This is a genomic window from Anaerococcus sp. AGMB09787 (assembly GCF_022808955.1).
In the GTDB taxonomy this organism is placed as follows: domain Bacteria; phylum Bacillota; class Clostridia; order Tissierellales; family Peptoniphilaceae; genus Anaerococcus.
Genome location: NZ_JAKZEY010000017.1, coordinates 1 through 14,735 on the forward strand (window position 1 = coordinate 1; position 14,735 = coordinate 14,735).

16 protein-coding genes are annotated in these 14,735 nt (G+C 37.9%); 4 read left to right on the forward strand and 12 right to left on the reverse strand.

Annotation, left to right across the window (positions count from 1 at the left end):
- The first annotated feature begins 89 nt into the window (after window positions 1–89).
- Entirely contained in the window at window positions 90–440 is a 351-nt protein-coding gene (locus MUN42_RS05040) for an AraC family transcriptional regulator (RefSeq protein WP_243343373.1), read from the forward strand.
- Between the two features lie 61 nt (window positions 441–501).
- Here MUN42_RS05040 and MUN42_RS05045 read toward each other — a convergent pair whose 3' ends face one another.
- Together MUN42_RS05045 and metG are read right to left on the reverse strand one after the other, a co-directional pair.
- Entirely contained in the window at window positions 502–1,266 is a 765-nt protein-coding gene (locus tag MUN42_RS05045; RefSeq protein WP_243343375.1) for a TatD family hydrolase, read from the reverse strand.
- Window positions 1,266–3,206 (reverse strand): methionine--tRNA ligase, encoded by a 1,941-nt coding sequence (gene metG / locus MUN42_RS05050; protein ID WP_243343377.1) that lies wholly within the window; start codon window positions 3,204–3,206, stop codon window positions 1,266–1,268. The genes MUN42_RS05045 and metG overlap by 1 nt, the downstream gene beginning before the upstream one ends.
- A gap of 281 nt (window positions 3,207–3,487) precedes the next feature.
- On the opposite strand from metG, the gene tyrS reads away from it, so the two are divergent.
- Window positions 3,488–4,738: a tyrosine--tRNA ligase gene (gene tyrS / locus MUN42_RS05055; RefSeq protein ID WP_243343378.1), complete on the forward strand. Its 1,251-nt coding sequence runs from the start codon at window positions 3,488–3,490 to the stop codon at window positions 4,736–4,738.
- 58 nt (window positions 4,739–4,796) lie between these two features.
- Here tyrS and MUN42_RS05060 read toward each other — a convergent pair whose 3' ends face one another.
- The 5 genes from MUN42_RS05060 to MUN42_RS05080 form a co-directional block, all read right to left on the reverse strand.
- Entirely contained in the window at window positions 4,797–5,255 is a 459-nt protein-coding gene (locus MUN42_RS05060; protein ID WP_243343379.1) for a hypothetical protein, read from the reverse strand.
- Entirely contained in the window at window positions 5,256–5,456 is a 201-nt protein-coding gene (locus tag MUN42_RS05065; RefSeq protein WP_243343380.1) for a helix-turn-helix transcriptional regulator, read from the reverse strand.
- A 1,260-nt stretch (window positions 5,457–6,716) separates the two neighbouring features.
- Window positions 6,717–6,959 carry a DUF2922 domain-containing protein gene (locus MUN42_RS05070; RefSeq protein WP_243343381.1) on the reverse strand — a complete coding sequence of 81 codons (243 nt, stop codon included), beginning with the start codon at window positions 6,957–6,959 and terminating at the stop codon, window positions 6,717–6,719.
- A gap of 10 nt (window positions 6,960–6,969) precedes the next feature.
- Complete coding sequence (locus tag MUN42_RS05075) at window positions 6,970–7,158, reverse strand: hypothetical protein (protein ID WP_243343382.1); 189 nt, start codon at window positions 7,156–7,158, stop codon at window positions 6,970–6,972.
- A gap of 91 nt (window positions 7,159–7,249) precedes the next feature.
- On the reverse strand, window positions 7,250–7,765 hold the full coding sequence (locus MUN42_RS05080) for a sigma-70 family RNA polymerase sigma factor (protein ID WP_243343383.1): 516 nt from the start codon (window positions 7,763–7,765) through the stop codon (window positions 7,250–7,252).
- A 321-nt stretch (window positions 7,766–8,086) separates the two neighbouring features.
- On the opposite strand from MUN42_RS05080, the gene MUN42_RS05085 reads away from it, so the two are divergent.
- Together MUN42_RS05085 and MUN42_RS05090 are read left to right on the forward strand one after the other, a co-directional pair.
- Window positions 8,087–8,245, forward strand: a complete 159-nt coding sequence (locus MUN42_RS05085; protein WP_243343384.1) for a YvrJ family protein — start codon at window positions 8,087–8,089, stop codon at window positions 8,243–8,245.
- A 40-nt stretch (window positions 8,246–8,285) separates the two neighbouring features.
- Window positions 8,286–8,966 carry a peptidoglycan amidohydrolase family protein gene (locus tag MUN42_RS05090; protein ID WP_243343387.1) on the forward strand — a complete coding sequence of 227 codons (681 nt, stop codon included), beginning with the start codon at window positions 8,286–8,288 and terminating at the stop codon, window positions 8,964–8,966.
- 484 nt (window positions 8,967–9,450) lie between these two features.
- On the opposite strand, the gene MUN42_RS05095 is transcribed toward MUN42_RS05090, so the two are convergent.
- The 5 genes from MUN42_RS05095 to argS form a co-directional block, all read right to left on the reverse strand.
- Window positions 9,451–10,344, reverse strand: a complete 894-nt coding sequence (locus tag MUN42_RS05095) for a hypothetical protein (RefSeq protein ID WP_243343388.1) — start codon at window positions 10,342–10,344, stop codon at window positions 9,451–9,453.
- A 247-nt stretch (window positions 10,345–10,591) separates the two neighbouring features.
- Window positions 10,592–11,059 (reverse strand): hypothetical protein, encoded by a 468-nt coding sequence (locus tag MUN42_RS05100; protein WP_243343389.1) that lies wholly within the window; start codon window positions 11,057–11,059, stop codon window positions 10,592–10,594.
- A gap of 170 nt (window positions 11,060–11,229) precedes the next feature.
- Entirely contained in the window at window positions 11,230–12,333 is a 1,104-nt protein-coding gene (locus tag MUN42_RS05105; RefSeq protein ID WP_243343390.1) for a tetratricopeptide repeat protein, read from the reverse strand.
- A 1-nt stretch (window position 12,334) separates the two neighbouring features.
- Entirely contained in the window at window positions 12,335–13,036 is a 702-nt protein-coding gene (locus MUN42_RS05110) for a hypothetical protein (protein WP_243343391.1), read from the reverse strand.
- The gene (gene argS, locus MUN42_RS05115) at window positions 13,036–14,733 is read right to left on the reverse strand and encodes an arginine--tRNA ligase (protein WP_243343392.1); all 1,698 of its coding nucleotides are present in this window, start codon (window positions 14,731–14,733) and stop codon (window positions 13,036–13,038) included. Before argS ends, MUN42_RS05110 begins: the two co-directional genes overlap by 1 nt.
- Between the last annotated feature and the right edge of the window lie 2 nt (window positions 14,734–14,735).

Sequence of the window (14,735 nt, forward strand, 5' to 3'; positions counted from 1 at the left end):
TATTCCGCTTAAAAAGTTATTAAATTATTCCGTGTTTACGGGTTCAGGTCAGCCAAGACCTAGTTTTTTCTATTGCCAGGTCCTACAAGATGGAAATATGCGAATGCTGCGCCAATAATTGCAACGAAATAATTGATAAGTGCCTTAAGATTATTGATGAGCAATATTGCAATAAACTTAGCCTGGATGAGCTTGCTAATAGTGTTCATATTTCAAAGAACTACTTGTCTTTTTTGTTTAAGAAGGAGGTCGGCCTTTCTTTTAATAAGTATGTAAATCTACGAAGGATTGACCAGGCCAAGAAGATGATTATGGATAATGAAAGCCTAGACCAGGTAGCCTATGCTTGTGGTTACTCTTCCCAAGCCCATTTTTCTGCCAATTTCAAAAAATATACTGGCCTTTGCCCCAAGGATTTTAAAAAGGGAAATGCCAGCTAGATAAAATTTTATTAATTGAAAAGGAGCAAGGTCCCTACATTTCTAAGGTTTGCTCCTATCTTTATTGTATCCCAAAAAATTCTTGGGCATTTTTGCTTGTTCTCTTACAAAGTTTCTTTAAGTCCATACCCCTAATATCTGCAATCACTCTTGCTGTCTCTATTATCCTACGTGGGTCATTTCTCTTACCCCTATAAGGCTCTGGGGCAAGATAGGGACTATCCGTCTCGACCATTAGTCTTTCTATGGGACAGAGGGCAGCGGCAGCCTTTTCATTGAGACCATTTTTGAAGGTAACTACTCCCCCAATGGAGATGTAGAAGCCTAGGTCCATGTATTTTTGAAGGAGGTCTTCTCCCTCACTAAAGCAGTGGATCTGAACCTTGAGGTCGGTGTAGTCCTTTAGGATCTCGTAGGCATCATAGCCTACATCCCTGGTGTGGACTACTACAGGCTTATTAACTTTCCTAGCAAAGTCTAGTTGGTCCTTAAAGACCCTGGCTTGGACTTCCTTGTTATCGCTCCTATAATAATAGTCAAGACCAATTTCCCCTATGGCTACCACCCTATTATCTTTGGCAAGGGATTCTATTTGATCTAGGTCATTATCCCCCATATCTTCAATTTCTTCTGGGTGAATACCCACTTGGGCATAGATATTATCATATTCCTTGGCTAGCTCTACTGCCTTTTTACTATCAGATAGGTTGGTTCCAGGATTTATAACAGCTTGAATGGAAAAATTAGATAGGTCCTTTATCAAAAAAGACCTATCTTCATCAAAAGCCTCATCTGTGAGATGGGCATGGCTATCTATTAATTTCATTAACTTACCCTAGATCCTGCCTTTAGATCTGATAAAAGGGATAGGAGGGATAAGTCTTCCCCATCATCTGCTGCAAGAAGCATACCTTGGCTTTCTATGCCACGCATCTTCCTTGGAGCGAGGTTCTTTACTACTATTACCTTCTTACCTACTAGATCTTCTGGCTTGTACCATTTTTTGATACCAGAAACTATAGTCCTTGGCTCAGCTTCCCCTATATCTATAGTAGATACTATGAGCTTATCAGCATTTGGGTGGTCCTTGGCTTCTAGGATTTCTCCTACTACAAGGTCTAGCTTGTCAAAGTCATCAAATTCTATAGTCGCCTTGCCTTCTTCGCTTGGGCCATTGGCCTTGAGCCTGCTATCTATTAGGGCTTGGTTGGCTTCGTGGAGTCTTACTAGTTCCTTGTCTATATCTAGTCTATCAAAGAGGTTGGCTCCCTTATCTACCCTAGCTCCTTCTTCAAGAAGTCCAAAGGTTCCTGCTGATTCAAAGCCCTTGTTATCAGTGCCAAGTTTGTCAAGGATTAGCTTGGAGGTGTTTTTCATAACTGGCTCTATAAGTTGGGCTACAATCCTTATACATTCAGCTAGATTATAGAGAACCCTATTTAGCCTATCTTTCTTAGCCTCATCACGGCCCAAGATCCAAGGCTCAGTTTCGTCTACATACTTATTTGCCCTACGGATTAAGGTCCATACAGTCTCTAGGGCTTGGTTGAAGTTAAAGTCATCCATTAGCTCTACAAACTTAGGATAAGTGCCTTCAGCTACCTCTATAAGGTCCTTGTCCACTTCTTCCTCAATGCTTCCCTTGGCAAGGACTCCATCATTGTACTTATAAATCATAGAAGTAGTCCTACTTACTAGGTTACCCAGGTCATTTACTAGGTCAGAGTTATACCTTTCCATAAACTTCCTAGCAGAGAAGTTACCATCAGAACCGAAGTTAAATTCCCTTAGCATATAGAACTTGAGGGCATCTACCCCATAGAGGTCAACCAATGGTTCTGGATACATAATATTTCCCTTGGACTTACTCATCTTGTCATTGTCAAAGAGGATCCAACCATGGGCAAAGACCTTCTTTGGTAGAGGAAGATCTAGGGCCATAAGGAGGGCTGGCCAAATTATAGTGTGGAATCTCACTATATCCTTACCAATAAGGTGGACTGATGCTGGCCAATACCTCTTAAACTTCTCCTCATCATCCCCATATCCTATGGCAGATAGGTAGCAAGATAGGGCGTCTATCCATACATAAACAACGTGCTTGTTATCAAAAGGTACATCTACTCCCCAATCAAATGAAGTCCTTGTTACAGATAGGTCATCTAGTCCCTTGTCTATGAAGTTGTTGAGCATCTCCTTTTGTCTAAACCTAGGCTCCAAGAACTCAGGGTGATCTCTATACAATTCTTTAAGCCTATCAGTGTACTTCGAGAGTCTAAAGAAATATGTTTCTTCCTCTTGGTACTCTACATCCCTACCACACTCAGGACACTTGCCATCCACTAGTTGGGATTCAGTCCAGAAGGTCTCATCAGGAGTACAATAATATCCCTTGTATTCTCCCTTGTAGATATCTCCCTTTTCATAAAGCTTATTAAAGATTTCTTCTACATCCTTCTCATGCCTTTCTTCAGTAGACCTAATAAACCTATCATAGTCAATCTCAAGCTTTTCCCAAAGGGCCTTGGTTTCATCAGCTATCTTGTCAACAAATTCTTGAGGAGTTTTGCCAGCAGCTTGGGCTGTTCTCATAATCTTTTGACCATGCTCATCAGTACCTGTTGTTAAAAATGCGTCATAGCCTTGTAAATTTTTATATCTTTTCAAAACATCAGCTATAACTGATGTATAAGTATTTCCGATATGTAAATTAGAATTTGGATAATATATCGGAGTTGTTATATAATAAGGTTCTTTTTTTGTCATAATCTTACCTTCCTAACTCTTTTTAAATGCTATTTCTATCATACTACAATTGGTATAAAAGTCATTTCCCCTTGTAATTTAACTTAATTCTTGTATATTATTTATAAATATAGACTTACAATAGACCTAGTAGCTGGACCTTGAAATAGGTCCTGTGAAATTACACTCTATTTTGTTTAAGGCGAGCCTAACGTCTGTTTAGGCACTGAGTATAAAAAAAGGTGGTACCGCATTATTTGCCCTTTTATGCTCTTTTTTTGTACCAAATTATAGGAGGAAAAATGAAAATAACTTACGATAAAGAATTTGACAATATCTTTGATGAACTAGTAGCTAGGGGCTACTACGAACAATCAACCAACGAAGCAGAACTAAAAGACCTACTCAAAAATGAAAAAGTAAAATTCTACTGTGGCTTCGATGCTACAGCTGATTCCCTAACAGTAGGCCACCTTATCCAAATTATGGTAATGATAAGGATGCAAAACTACGGCCACAAGCCAGTTGCCCTCCTTGGTGGGGGCACAACCCTCATAGGCGACCCTTCAGGTAGGTCAGATATGAGAAAAGTCATGACAGTAGAAACTATCGACCACAACGCAGAGTGCTTCTACAAGCAATTCCAAAGGTTCCTAGATTTCTCAGATGGAGAAGCCACCATGCTAAACAACAAGGAATGGCTCCTCAAACTAAAATTTGTCGACTTCCTAAGAGATGTAGGAAGTGAATTCCTAGTAAATGAAATGCTCAAGAAAGATGCCTACAAAAACAGGATGGCAGCAGGTGGACTTACCTTCTTCGAATTCTCCTATATGCTCCTCCAATCCTACGACTTCTTGCATATGTATAGAGAAAATGACGTTATCCTAGAAATAGGAGGATCAGACCAATGGTCAAATATCATCGGTGGAGCTGACCTTATCAAGAAAAAAGAAAATGGCAAGGCCTACGGTATGACCTTCTCCCTCTTAACAACTGCTGACGGAGTCAAGATGGGTAAGAGCCAAAAGGGTGCAGTATGGCTAGACGAAAACAAAACAAGTCCTTACGAAATGTTCCAATACATGAGAAATGTTGATGATAGGGATGTAGAAAAATTCCTCCTTCAACTAACCTTCTTACCAACAGAAGAATGTAAAAAACTAGGCTCTGCCACAGATGCTAAGGACATAAACTTCGCCAAAGAAACCCTAGCCTACGAAGTAGTAAAACTTGTCCATGGAGAAGACAAGGCAAAAGAAGCAAGAGATGCAGCCAGAGCCCTATTCTCTGGTAAGGGTGACGAATCAGCCATGCCAACCACAACCATAGACAAGGAAGATCTCCCTACAGGCCTCCTCGCCCTAATGACAAAAATAGGCTTAACCAAGTCAAACGGCGAAGCAAGAAGAATAGTTCAACAAGGTGGAGTATCCATCAACGACACAAAAATCACCGACCCATCCTTCGAAGTAAATGAAGAAATCTTTGAAGACAATAAAATAATCATCAAAAAAGGTAAGAAAAACTTCCACAAGGTGGAACTAAACTAAATTAAAAATAAGGATCTGTCAAATAATCAAACCTGGCAGATCCTTCTCTATTGACTACTTACACCCTTTTTGACCAGTAAAACCTCATAATCAATGAAAGAATTAATTGACCAAAGGCTACCAATAATAAAGTTAGAGAAACATAAAAATTAATATAAACAAATATCAATGAAAGAAGTATTAAAGAAATAAAAAATATAGTAACAATACTATCTCCTGATTTCATGCGGATAAAAATCTCCCTCTCATCAAAAAATTTGTTGTACAAGGACCTAAGCCCTTCTTCGCTCCTAATTTTAGATCTCAGCCAGGCTCCTAATCCTATAAGCCCTATGGCAACCCCTAAAAAAAATCCAAAAACATAAGAGTTGGCAGAAGACTCACTATTAAAATCTCCTCTAAATATAAACCTTGAAAAAGCTACAATAGCTACCATTAGAACACCAACTACTATAAACGCCCTTGAAACCTTATTCACATCTCTTCTAAAAGCCTCTAAATTTTTAGTAAAATCCATCTAATCCTCCTCATCCATCATAAAAATATCTTCAATCATACAGTCAAAAAACTTCGCAAGCTTAAAAGCCAGAGGCAAACTCGCTACATACTTCCCAGTTTCAATAGAAGTTATAGTCTGCCTGGAAACCCCCACCATATTAGCAAGCTCTTCTTGAGACAGGCGATTCTCCTTACGAAAATCAGCCACCTTATTCTTCATCTACCCTCCTTTGCTAAGTTTACTTTACATTATTAGTATAGTCTGCTTTGCAAAATTTGTCAAGTGCGCTTTGCAAAATAAATTTCCTAAATATTATCCAAAATCTCCACCCAAAAAAGCGATTGCCTGCTGATAATCGCTTACTATAATTTACTATTTACTAGGTCTATATACTTTATCTTAACCATCTAAATCCTATTAATTCTTTAATTTCTAAAAAAAGCGACTTTTATATCTCGAAAAATGGAAAGAATATAATAATAGTAGGAAAGACAAAAAGCAGGACTGACCCTCCTGCTTTTTTTGATTCTCTTTTGGGTTGCAATACTTGACTTTTCTCGTATCACAAAGATTTTACTTTGTGGCTTTGTAAGAGTTAACTTCTCTTACTCTAATTGCACTGCTACCTTATCTTTTATCAAACTTCTAAACACCTACAAATCCATGCAAAAAGGAGAGTATAACTACTCTCCTTCCGCCTGCTTTAAAGCCTTGATGAGATTAAGATGGTTATAATTTTCTAGCCATCAATAAGCCTTTCTCGGTTCAGCTTATTCTCTTAACAGGATAATGTGGATATATCTGTTGTCAATTTTATTTTACTATCTCTATTAATAAAAGCAAGTAATTTTAAAGATAACGTTTAGTCCTCTATGCTTCTGTATTTAGCTTTTAAGGAGGTGCCGAGATACCCGACGTAACAAAAACTTTAAAATTACAAGAAACAAACAACAGAACTATATTACTTTAAATAATCTTTGATTTCTAATGAAATCTTTATTATCGTCAAAATCAAAACGATAATATTTAAAAGTTTTTCAAATTCCACATTCTATCCTTTTCAGCATAAAACCGTGTTGTTTTCATATTTACTATACCCCTATTCCTTAATCCAAAAACTAAAACGATTTCTTATTTATAATTATTACTAATAATAATTACTAGCTAAATTGTCTCCTACAATGTGGTAAATATAGTATATAAATTAAATTTAAAATTCCTTAAATCGTATAAAATCTACCTCTAAAAAAGCAATACAACAGTAGGGAAGACAAAAGCAGGAATGATCCTCCTGGTTTTTTGATACCCTTTTGGGTTGCAATACTTGGCTTTTCTCGTATCACAAAGATATGCTTTGTGGCTTTGTAAGAGTTAGCTTCTCTTACTCTAATTGTACAAAAAAAGGATGCCAGCCTTATTTAGCTAGCATCCTTTTTTTGATTGTGGAACTTGGTTTTGCCAAACCTTGCTTTGATTATATTACTCTTCGATTTCGGATTGGTCTAGGATATCATAGTCTTCTTGGTTGACTATTTCCTTGTAGGCCTTGGCTTTGGCTACTACTGGGCCATTTTTGTTGGCTAGGACCTTGCTTGTTATCATTTGATCCATAGCTGATTTTACAGTTTGGTCATCGAGATCAGCCTTTGGTCTATCTACTGTGAGGGTTTTGTTCTTACCTTCCTTGTCTTTGAATTGTAGTTTTACTCTGATTTTTTCCATATTTTACCTCCTATAGTTCTTCTTTGGTTATTTTTAATAGGTCGTAGTCATCGTTATCTACTAGGGTTGAGTATGCATCAGCAAAAGTTCTGAGACCCTCATCCCCTATTTCTTCAGATACCTTGGTAAATGATTTGCTAAAGGTTGTTTCCTTGCCATCTAAGTCATCAATGGTTTTAAATACGATTTGTAAGTTCATTATATCCTCCTTGTTTTTCTTTTGTAAGCTTACACCTATATATAGAATTTGAGAGCAGATCTTCCCGATTTTTTTTATTTCTGTGTATGGGCTAATAAATAAAGTTATCCCTCGCCATCATCTCTCTTAGTTTATTTAGGGCAAGGCTGTGGCGGTTGGCTATGGTCTTAGGTGATTTGCCTAGGTCCTTGGCGATTTCTGCGTTGGTCTTGTTATCAAAGTACTTCCTCCTTATGAGATAGGCATCTGTATGTGGTAGGTCTTGTATATAGGTCAATAGGCATCTAACAAGGTCTTTGCCTATAAGGTCTGCCTCTAGGTCGGCTGTGTCCTCGATAGTCGTAATTATTTCCTCTCCCCTATCATTTATGGCATTTAGAGAGATGGGTCTTTTCTTTTTGGCCGTATCTAGGAAATAATAATTTAATTTATTTTTTAGGTAGTTGGGGAAGCCAGACCTTGTCTTATCGTAGGTAAGATAAGCGTCATAGGCGATTTCCATGGCCTTATCATATAGGTCAAAGTGATCTCCCAAGAACCCATATTTCTTGATAGTTGATAGTATTAGTGGTTTGCATCTTTCTATAGCTTCGTACATTTCTTCCATAATATTCCTTTCCGAAGCTAGCTTCTTGTGTCGACATCCTTATAATAACAGGTTTTGATTGATATGTTTAATTGGCTAAAAGGGATTAATTAACGAATTTGAACCAATAAGAAACCTTAAGATGTAAATACTTCTTCCAGAGGGCATTTGGCATAAAGAATCTCTAGGGATAATCCCCTCCTCTAATCTATATATAGGTGAAGGAGGAGAAAAAATATTTAAGAAAGGAGTAGCGTCACTTTCTTAAAATCCCTAGGCAAAAGGCAATTTGACCTAGAGAAATATAAGAAACCTATGTAGGTAGGTAGACGCAAAGATAATATGGATCTAATTAAATTTATTAGCGACATTGGCTTTCCCATAGCCATTTGTCTTATCCTAATCTATAGGATAGAGACCAAGATTGACACCATGACCTTAGACCTTAAGGAAATTAAGGATAAGCTAAGGATGACCCGGGAGGATAAGGGGCGAGGATAAGACTCCTGGGCGAAGATTCGCCCCAGAAAATGAGGTATATATGAATAAATCAATTGACAAAATGATAGACTATGCAAGAAATCAAAAGGGAAGGGTAGGCTATTCCATGAATTACCCAGCAAGACTTGGGCCATATTACATGGACTGCTCATCCTTTGTCTACAAGAGCCTTATAGCCGGGGGATTTCTAGGAAAGACCACCCCCATAGGTAACACCGAGACCCTCTATAAGCAAAAGGGCAAGACCCTCCAAGAAATCTACTCCTACAAGGACATCAGACGAGGGGATATCTTTATAAGGGGCAGGGAAGGCTACTCTCTCGGAGCAGGAGGCCACACGGGGATATTCTTATCACAAGATAGGATAATCCATTGCAATGCAAGATATAATGGAGTAAGCGAAAATAGGGCGGGCGAATTTCTAGACAGGTTCCGCTCTGATGAAGAAAGATATTTTAGACCAATAGGAGACAACCACACTCCCAGTAAGAGAAAAACTACTGGAGCTGCCCTGGTACTTGCTCCAACAAATGTCAGAGCCTATCCCTCAACCAGCAGTGATATAGTAGCCACCTACTATCCAGGTCAGATAATCTATTATGATATGCTCACTACCAACCAAGGATACTTCTGGCTATCCTATATAGGAAGGGATACAGGCCTTAGAAGATATGTTGCCTACGGGGATACAGATGGGAATAGGTGGATAGATATAGGATAATAAGACATACGAACTCTCCCAACAATAAAAGTCTGGGGGAGTTTTTTTGATGGGAATAGTTAAGATAAAACTTGGAATAGAGATCTAAGATAAAAATACCTTAGCTTATGGCACTTATTAAAACACCAGAATCTTTAGTAAAGATAATTGTAAGAATGGCAATATAATATGAGTCAGATTAGAAAAATCCACCATCTTTTTATAAAAATAATGGGTGTTAGTAGAAAGTAAATATCTATCAAGATATTAAAAAGATCTAGTAATAAAGTTCTTTGCAGAAGATAATAATTTTTCTTTTGTTAAATTGCAAACTTATAGTAAATGAGTATTTTGAGCTTGACTCTGGATAGATGTGGGTAAGGGAGTTAGCAAATTTGAGCAAAAGATAGGAGCCCATCCTAAGATAGGCTCTTTCTCTAGTGAGTGCCGCGGTTTCTACTACTTAAAAGTCTTTGAGTGCACTCTTAAACGACTTCAGTATTTATTAGTTATTTTTTTTGCTTGCTGCGTAAGCTACTGAAGCTGCTGCTAGCACACCTGCAACTCCTGCAATTCCTAAAACGCCAGTTTTTGCGTTTGTAGAAGATTTTTTAACTGTTGTAGTTTCTTCTTTATCTTTTTTATCTTCTTTTCCATCTTTTACCATTGATTCAACTGTTTTAGGGTCTTTTTCAATAGTCGCTTTTGCTTTTTCATCATCAGCAGTAATTACAGTTTGAGTTCCATTTTCATGTTTTACTGTTAGAGAACCTTTCTTTTCATCTCCATTAGGTTCATCTGGTGTTTCTGGTTCATCTGGTGTTTCTGGTTCACCTGGTGTTTCTGGTTCACCTGGTGTTTCTGGTTCATCTGGTGTTTGACTTCCAGCATTATTATTTTCTGACTTTAGATTTGCTTCATTTTTTTCAAGAAGATCTTTTATTTTATTTGTATTTTCATTAAGAGCATTAGTTGCTTCGATTATTTCTAGAAGTTCTTCATCTTCTTCTCCTTCAGCATAAGCTGTTGAGAAAGGGAAGTTTGATATAGCTACTTTTTTAATATCTTCTAAAGAAGAGTTCAATTTTTCAATTAAATTTTCTTGTTCTTCTAATAATTTTTCTAGATCAGCTTTAATGTTCTTAACTGTTTCTGGTGTTAAATCAAAAAGAATTTCAACTGCTTTCTTTACGATTTTAGCATCATCAAGAGCTTTCTGAGAATTAGCTATAACTTCATCTTTAGATGGTGTTGTATTTTTATCTGTAGATACTTCTCCATTATCAGTAATATTTGTTTTATCTTCTGGTACTTGAGTTTCTTCAGCAAATGCTGGTGTTATTGCACCTAGTCCTAGAGCTAGTGCTAAAGCTCCTGCTGCTAATTTATTTGTTTTCATATCCGTTTCTCCTTAAAATACTTAAATTATAGTGTGCCTCTGGCACTTAATTTGTAGTACTCACTTTACAATTATTATTGTACAACACCTTCTACATTTTTACAACACAATTGTGCAAAAAACCAATTTTTCTAAAGTTTCAAATAAATTTATAATTTCTCTGTACTTTTGAAAGGTTACAAAAAGGTGTCAATAATAATTATAATTATGTTATACCTTATAATTTATCTTTGTAAAGTGTCTTCTCTCATTTTTTGGCAAAATAGTAGGCATCGAAGGAGGCTGATAGGATTTTGATGATTTCTTCTTGGAAACATAGCTTGGCTATAAGCCTATTAGTCCTAAGGGCCTTGTAGTCATTGAGAGTAAGGATCTTATCTCCTGTGGTAAGTATGAGGTCTGATCCTACTATATCTTCTACGTATTTTACATTGACAAATCCCCTAGTATCCTTATCATAGGATGATTTACGGTATTTGACTGGAAATAGGACATTGTTGTGGTCGATTACGTAGGGGAAGTTGCGGCTTACCCCGGTTGCTTTTTTTATTTGCCTATCTATTAGTTTTTTCTTCTTGCCTATATCATCGTAGATGTTTTTTAGGATGAGGGTAGGTGATCTCTTGTCTATCTTGGCATTTTCTGTGGTATATATGATTGATCCAATGCCATAACCTGGTATGGGTTTTGGTATTATGGCTATTATGTCTTCCATACTTCCTCCTTTAGGACTTATAATGCACGTTAATATGTTATTAGTACTTTTAGTGTACTTATATCATATATAATCACAAGGGAAATTTCAAGAGGTCTAGATTGTTTTTTCTTAAAGGCTTTTAGGTATTTTGATATAAAAATTCCCCTACTTTATGGGTAGGGGTGTACTTAGATGTTAAATTGGTTTTTGATTATTTGTAAGTTTTCTTTGATTTCGTCTGTTAGGTCATCGAAGGTTAGGAGGTTGTCTATGTCTTTTTTGCCTTCTTCTATGAGGCCTAGGCTTAATTCGATTTGAATTTTGTTGTAGGACATTCTAGCATCTTCAGGGTATTTTTTGAGGCCTTGTCTTATTATGGTTAGAGCCTTTTCTCCTTGGTTATTTAGGTAGAGGCTTATTGCGTAGTCGTTGTAGGCTTCTCTAAAATCTGCTCCACCCTTTAGGGCATTTTCGAAGGCTAGGATTGAGTTTTCGTATTGGCCTATGTTTTGGTAAGCTACTGCTAGGTAGTAGTAGGCATCTGCCCTCTTGGTCTGGGAGAGGATGCCTGTTAGTTTGATGATAGCCTTGTTGTAGTCAGATTTACTTATGAGGTATAAGGCTTCTTCTATCTCAGCATTGTCATTTATCTCTCTTAGCCTATCTCTAACTTCTTCTTTGGCTTCTGGTGAGTCGGTCTTGGCTAGGGCATGGTTGTAGTAGTTACGAGCCTTGAGGTATTCTCCAAGGTTGGCATAAATCCTACCTAGTTCGTAGTAGGCTATAGCGAAGTCTTCGTTTCTTGAGATGATTTCTTGGAGGATTCTGAGGGCTTCTTTGACGAAGATGTCCTTGTCGTCTTCTTTGATGTTCTCATCGTAGGCCCTAGTCCAGAGGAGTCTTGCATAGGAGTAGGCATTGAAGTCATCGGAAGGGTCTAGGATGTAGGCCCCCCTTGTTAGGAGGATGGCCTTATCCGGGTTTTCTTCCATAGCCTTAATGGCTTCTTGGCTAGCAAAGGCTCCGATATTTTCTAGGTAGTGGTTTAGGACATTGGTATAGGCATAGTTGTGGAGGAAGTCTTCGTCTGCTCCGATGTTTATTAGCATGCCTTGGAGGATTAGTTTGAGGTCAATTTTTTCTTGAAATTCTCCACTTGCTATTCCCTTGCCCATATCATCCATATAGATGGGTAGGGGTAGGTCATCTAGTAGGGTGTAGGATGCGCCTTCTTTTAGGTTAATATATCCAAGTCTGTCTAGGTTTTGTCTAAAGTAATCGCTAAGTGTCATGTTAACCTCTCTTGAATTTTCTTTGCCTATAAGGGTTTTCGTCTATATATTTGAACAAATGACCTTCGAAGGTTAGGACAAGGGTATGGACTAGGGCGAGAATTAGGATATTTAGGAACTTGCCCATGCCAAATCCTAGGCTAAAGGTTAGTTTGTAGGTTATGAAGGTCTCTAATATTATGAAAATCAAGGCATATAGTCCGTAGTTTAGTAGGTTGTCTACTACGAATTTGAAGGATGATTTTACAGCATCAAAACCATATTTGTTGTTGATATAGACTTCTTCTATTACTGCTGATGTCAAAACTTTGAATATGGTAGTTACTACCAAGACTCCTCTAATGTTGGCCCCTATACTTATCATGGATATGAAGAGGTCTAGGAGGTAGAGGTAGAACATGGTGGATATGAGGGGGTTCATAAAGTTATTTATAGAATTGCCTATGGATTTTTTGCCAGAGTTGCCATAGACTACTAGACTTCTAAGGCTTTGGCAAACAAAGCTAAGGACTAGGATTTCTACAAAGTAGTTTAGTAGTCCCACTATAAAGCCCCTCCCCAAGAAGGAAAATATGGAGAGGGAATCCACCAGGTACCTGAGGAGGACAAAGATAAATACCAAATATAACTTATTTAACTTGCCAAAGGTGTTTTGTAGGGCATTACTTGTTAGCTCGGCAAAATCCTTGAACATATCTCCCATTACATCTTCTCCACTGTCTTAATTCCCAAGAGGGCAAGTCCTTCTTTTATAACTAAAGATGTAGCGTAGGTTAGGTAGAGTCTCTCGGTCTTTAGCTCTTCATCATCTACCATGATTTGGCTTGTATTGTAGAATCTGTTGAAGTTTTGGGCGATGTCGCATATAGACCTTGCAATTATGGATGGCTCATATTTTTCCTTGGCTCTAACGACTGCATCTGTGAAGGAGTCTAGGGACTTGACTAGGCTAAATTCTTCATCGCTACTTATCCTAGCGAAGTTTAGTCCTTCCCCTTCCTTAAAGTCAGCCTTTCTTAGGACAGACTTGGCCCTAGCATAGGTGTATTGGACATATGGGCCTGTTTCTCCATCGAAGTTTAGGAGTTCGTCCCAGTCAAAGACATAGTCCTTGATTCTAGAATTGTAGAGTTCGTTAAATTTAACAGCTCCTATTCCTACAATCCTTGATGTTTCATCGATGTTTTCTATATCAGAGTTCCTATCTTCCATGATGGCCTTGGTCTTATCGATTGCCTTGTTTAGGACATCTTCTAGGAAGACGACTTGACCCTTCCTGGTTGACATGGTTGCATCTTTGAGGGATACCATACCAAATGGTATATGGATGCAATCCTTGTAGAAGTCATAGCCCATTAGCTCAAGGATTTTCCTTAGTTGTTTAAAGTGAAGGTTTTGTTGGCTAGCTACTACATAGAGGTTTTCATCGAAGTCGTAGGTATTTTTTCTGTAGATAGCTGTGGCTATATCTCTTGTGATGTAGGCACTTGATCCGTTAGACTTAACTATTATGGCTGGGGTTAGGTCATAGTCTCTGAGGTTAACTATAAGGGAGCCTTCTGATTCTTCGAGGAGGTTTTTCTCTTTTAGTTCTTCTAGGACTGGTGGCATAAATTGGGAGTGGAAGGATTCTCCATTGTAGTTATCAAATTTGATGTCTAGCATACCGTAGACTTTCTCAAATTCTTGGAGGGAGATTTCCTTAAACCACTTCCATAGGCTAACTGCCTCTTCGTCGCCGTTTTCTAGGTCTCTAAAGGCTGCCCTGGCATCATCTTTCATAGCTTCATTATCTTCGGCTTCTGTGTTGTATCTTACATAGAGCTTGAGGAGTTCGTTGATAGGGTCAGAGTTTATGGTATCCCTATCTCCCCAAAGCCTGTAGGCAGCAATCATTGTTCCAAATTGGGTGCCGTAGTCTCCTATATAGTTGGTCGCAACAACATCATAGCCTAGGAACTTATGAATGTTTCTAAGGGCATCGCCTATGACTGTTGATCTTATGTGGCCTATGTGGAAGGGCTTGGCTATATTTACTGAAGAGAAATCTATAACGATGGTCTTGCACTTGCCTATATCTCTTCTTCCATAGTCGTGCTTTTTCTCTAGTATCTCGCCTAGTACTTCATTTTCGAAAAAGGTCCTATCGACAAAGAAGTTTAGGTAGGCATTTACATTTTCGATTCTTTCAAATTCGTCTAGGTCTATAGACTTTGCCAAGTCCTCTGCTATCATGGCAGGGTTTTTCCTCATGGTTTTTGCGAGTGTAAAGCAAGGGAAGGAATAGTCTCCCATATCGTCTTGGGGTGGGATTTCTATCAAATTATATATTTCCTCATAACTTAACCCTATGTCCTGACTTTCTAATTTTTTGCTTATTAATTCTTTTAAATCTATCATTT

Excerpts from the sequence above, each read along its gene's own strand:
- MUN42_RS05085 (WP_243343384.1), top strand. The coding sequence starts at position 8,087 with ATGGATCTAATTAAATTTATTAGCGACATTGGCTTTCCCATAGCCATT.
- MUN42_RS05100 (WP_243343389.1), bottom strand. The coding sequence starts at position 11,059 with ATGGAAGACATAATAGCCATAATACCAAAACCCATACCAGGTTATGGC.
- MUN42_RS05045 (WP_243343375.1), bottom strand. The coding sequence starts at position 1,266 with ATGAAATTAATAGATAGCCATGCCCATCTCACAGATGAGGCTTTTGAT.
- MUN42_RS05060 (WP_243343379.1), bottom strand. The coding sequence starts at position 5,255 with ATGGATTTTACTAAAAATTTAGAGGCTTTTAGAAGAGATGTGAATAAG.
- MUN42_RS05070 (WP_243343381.1), bottom strand. The coding sequence starts at position 6,959 with ATGGAAAAAATCAGAGTAAAACTACAATTCAAAGACAAGGAAGGTAAG.
- MUN42_RS05080 (WP_243343383.1), bottom strand. The coding sequence starts at position 7,765 with ATGGAAGAAATGTACGAAGCTATAGAAAGATGCAAACCACTAATACTA.
- MUN42_RS05065 (WP_243343380.1), bottom strand. The coding sequence starts at position 5,456 with ATGAAGAATAAGGTGGCTGATTTTCGTAAGGAGAATCGCCTGTCTCAA.
- MUN42_RS05095 (WP_243343388.1), bottom strand. The coding sequence starts at position 10,344 with ATGAAAACAAATAAATTAGCAGCAGGAGCTTTAGCACTAGCTCTAGGA.
- metG (WP_243343377.1), bottom strand. The coding sequence starts at position 3,206 with ATGACAAAAAAAGAACCTTATTATATAACAACTCCGATATATTATCCA.
- tyrS (WP_243343378.1), top strand. The coding sequence starts at position 3,488 with ATGAAAATAACTTACGATAAAGAATTTGACAATATCTTTGATGAACTA.
- MUN42_RS05090 (WP_243343387.1), top strand. The coding sequence starts at position 8,286 with ATGAATAAATCAATTGACAAAATGATAGACTATGCAAGAAATCAAAAG.
- argS (WP_243343392.1), bottom strand. The coding sequence starts at position 14,733 with ATGATAGATTTAAAAGAATTAATAAGCAAAAAATTAGAAAGTCAGGAC.
- MUN42_RS05110 (WP_243343391.1), bottom strand. The coding sequence starts at position 13,036 with ATGGGAGATATGTTCAAGGATTTTGCCGAGCTAACAAGTAATGCCCTA.
- MUN42_RS05105 (WP_243343390.1), bottom strand. The coding sequence starts at position 12,333 with ATGACACTTAGCGATTACTTTAGACAAAACCTAGACAGACTTGGATAT.
- MUN42_RS05075 (WP_243343382.1), bottom strand. The coding sequence starts at position 7,158 with ATGAACTTACAAATCGTATTTAAAACCATTGATGACTTAGATGGCAAG.
- MUN42_RS05040 (WP_243343373.1), top strand. The coding sequence starts at position 90 with ATGGAAATATGCGAATGCTGCGCCAATAATTGCAACGAAATAATTGAT.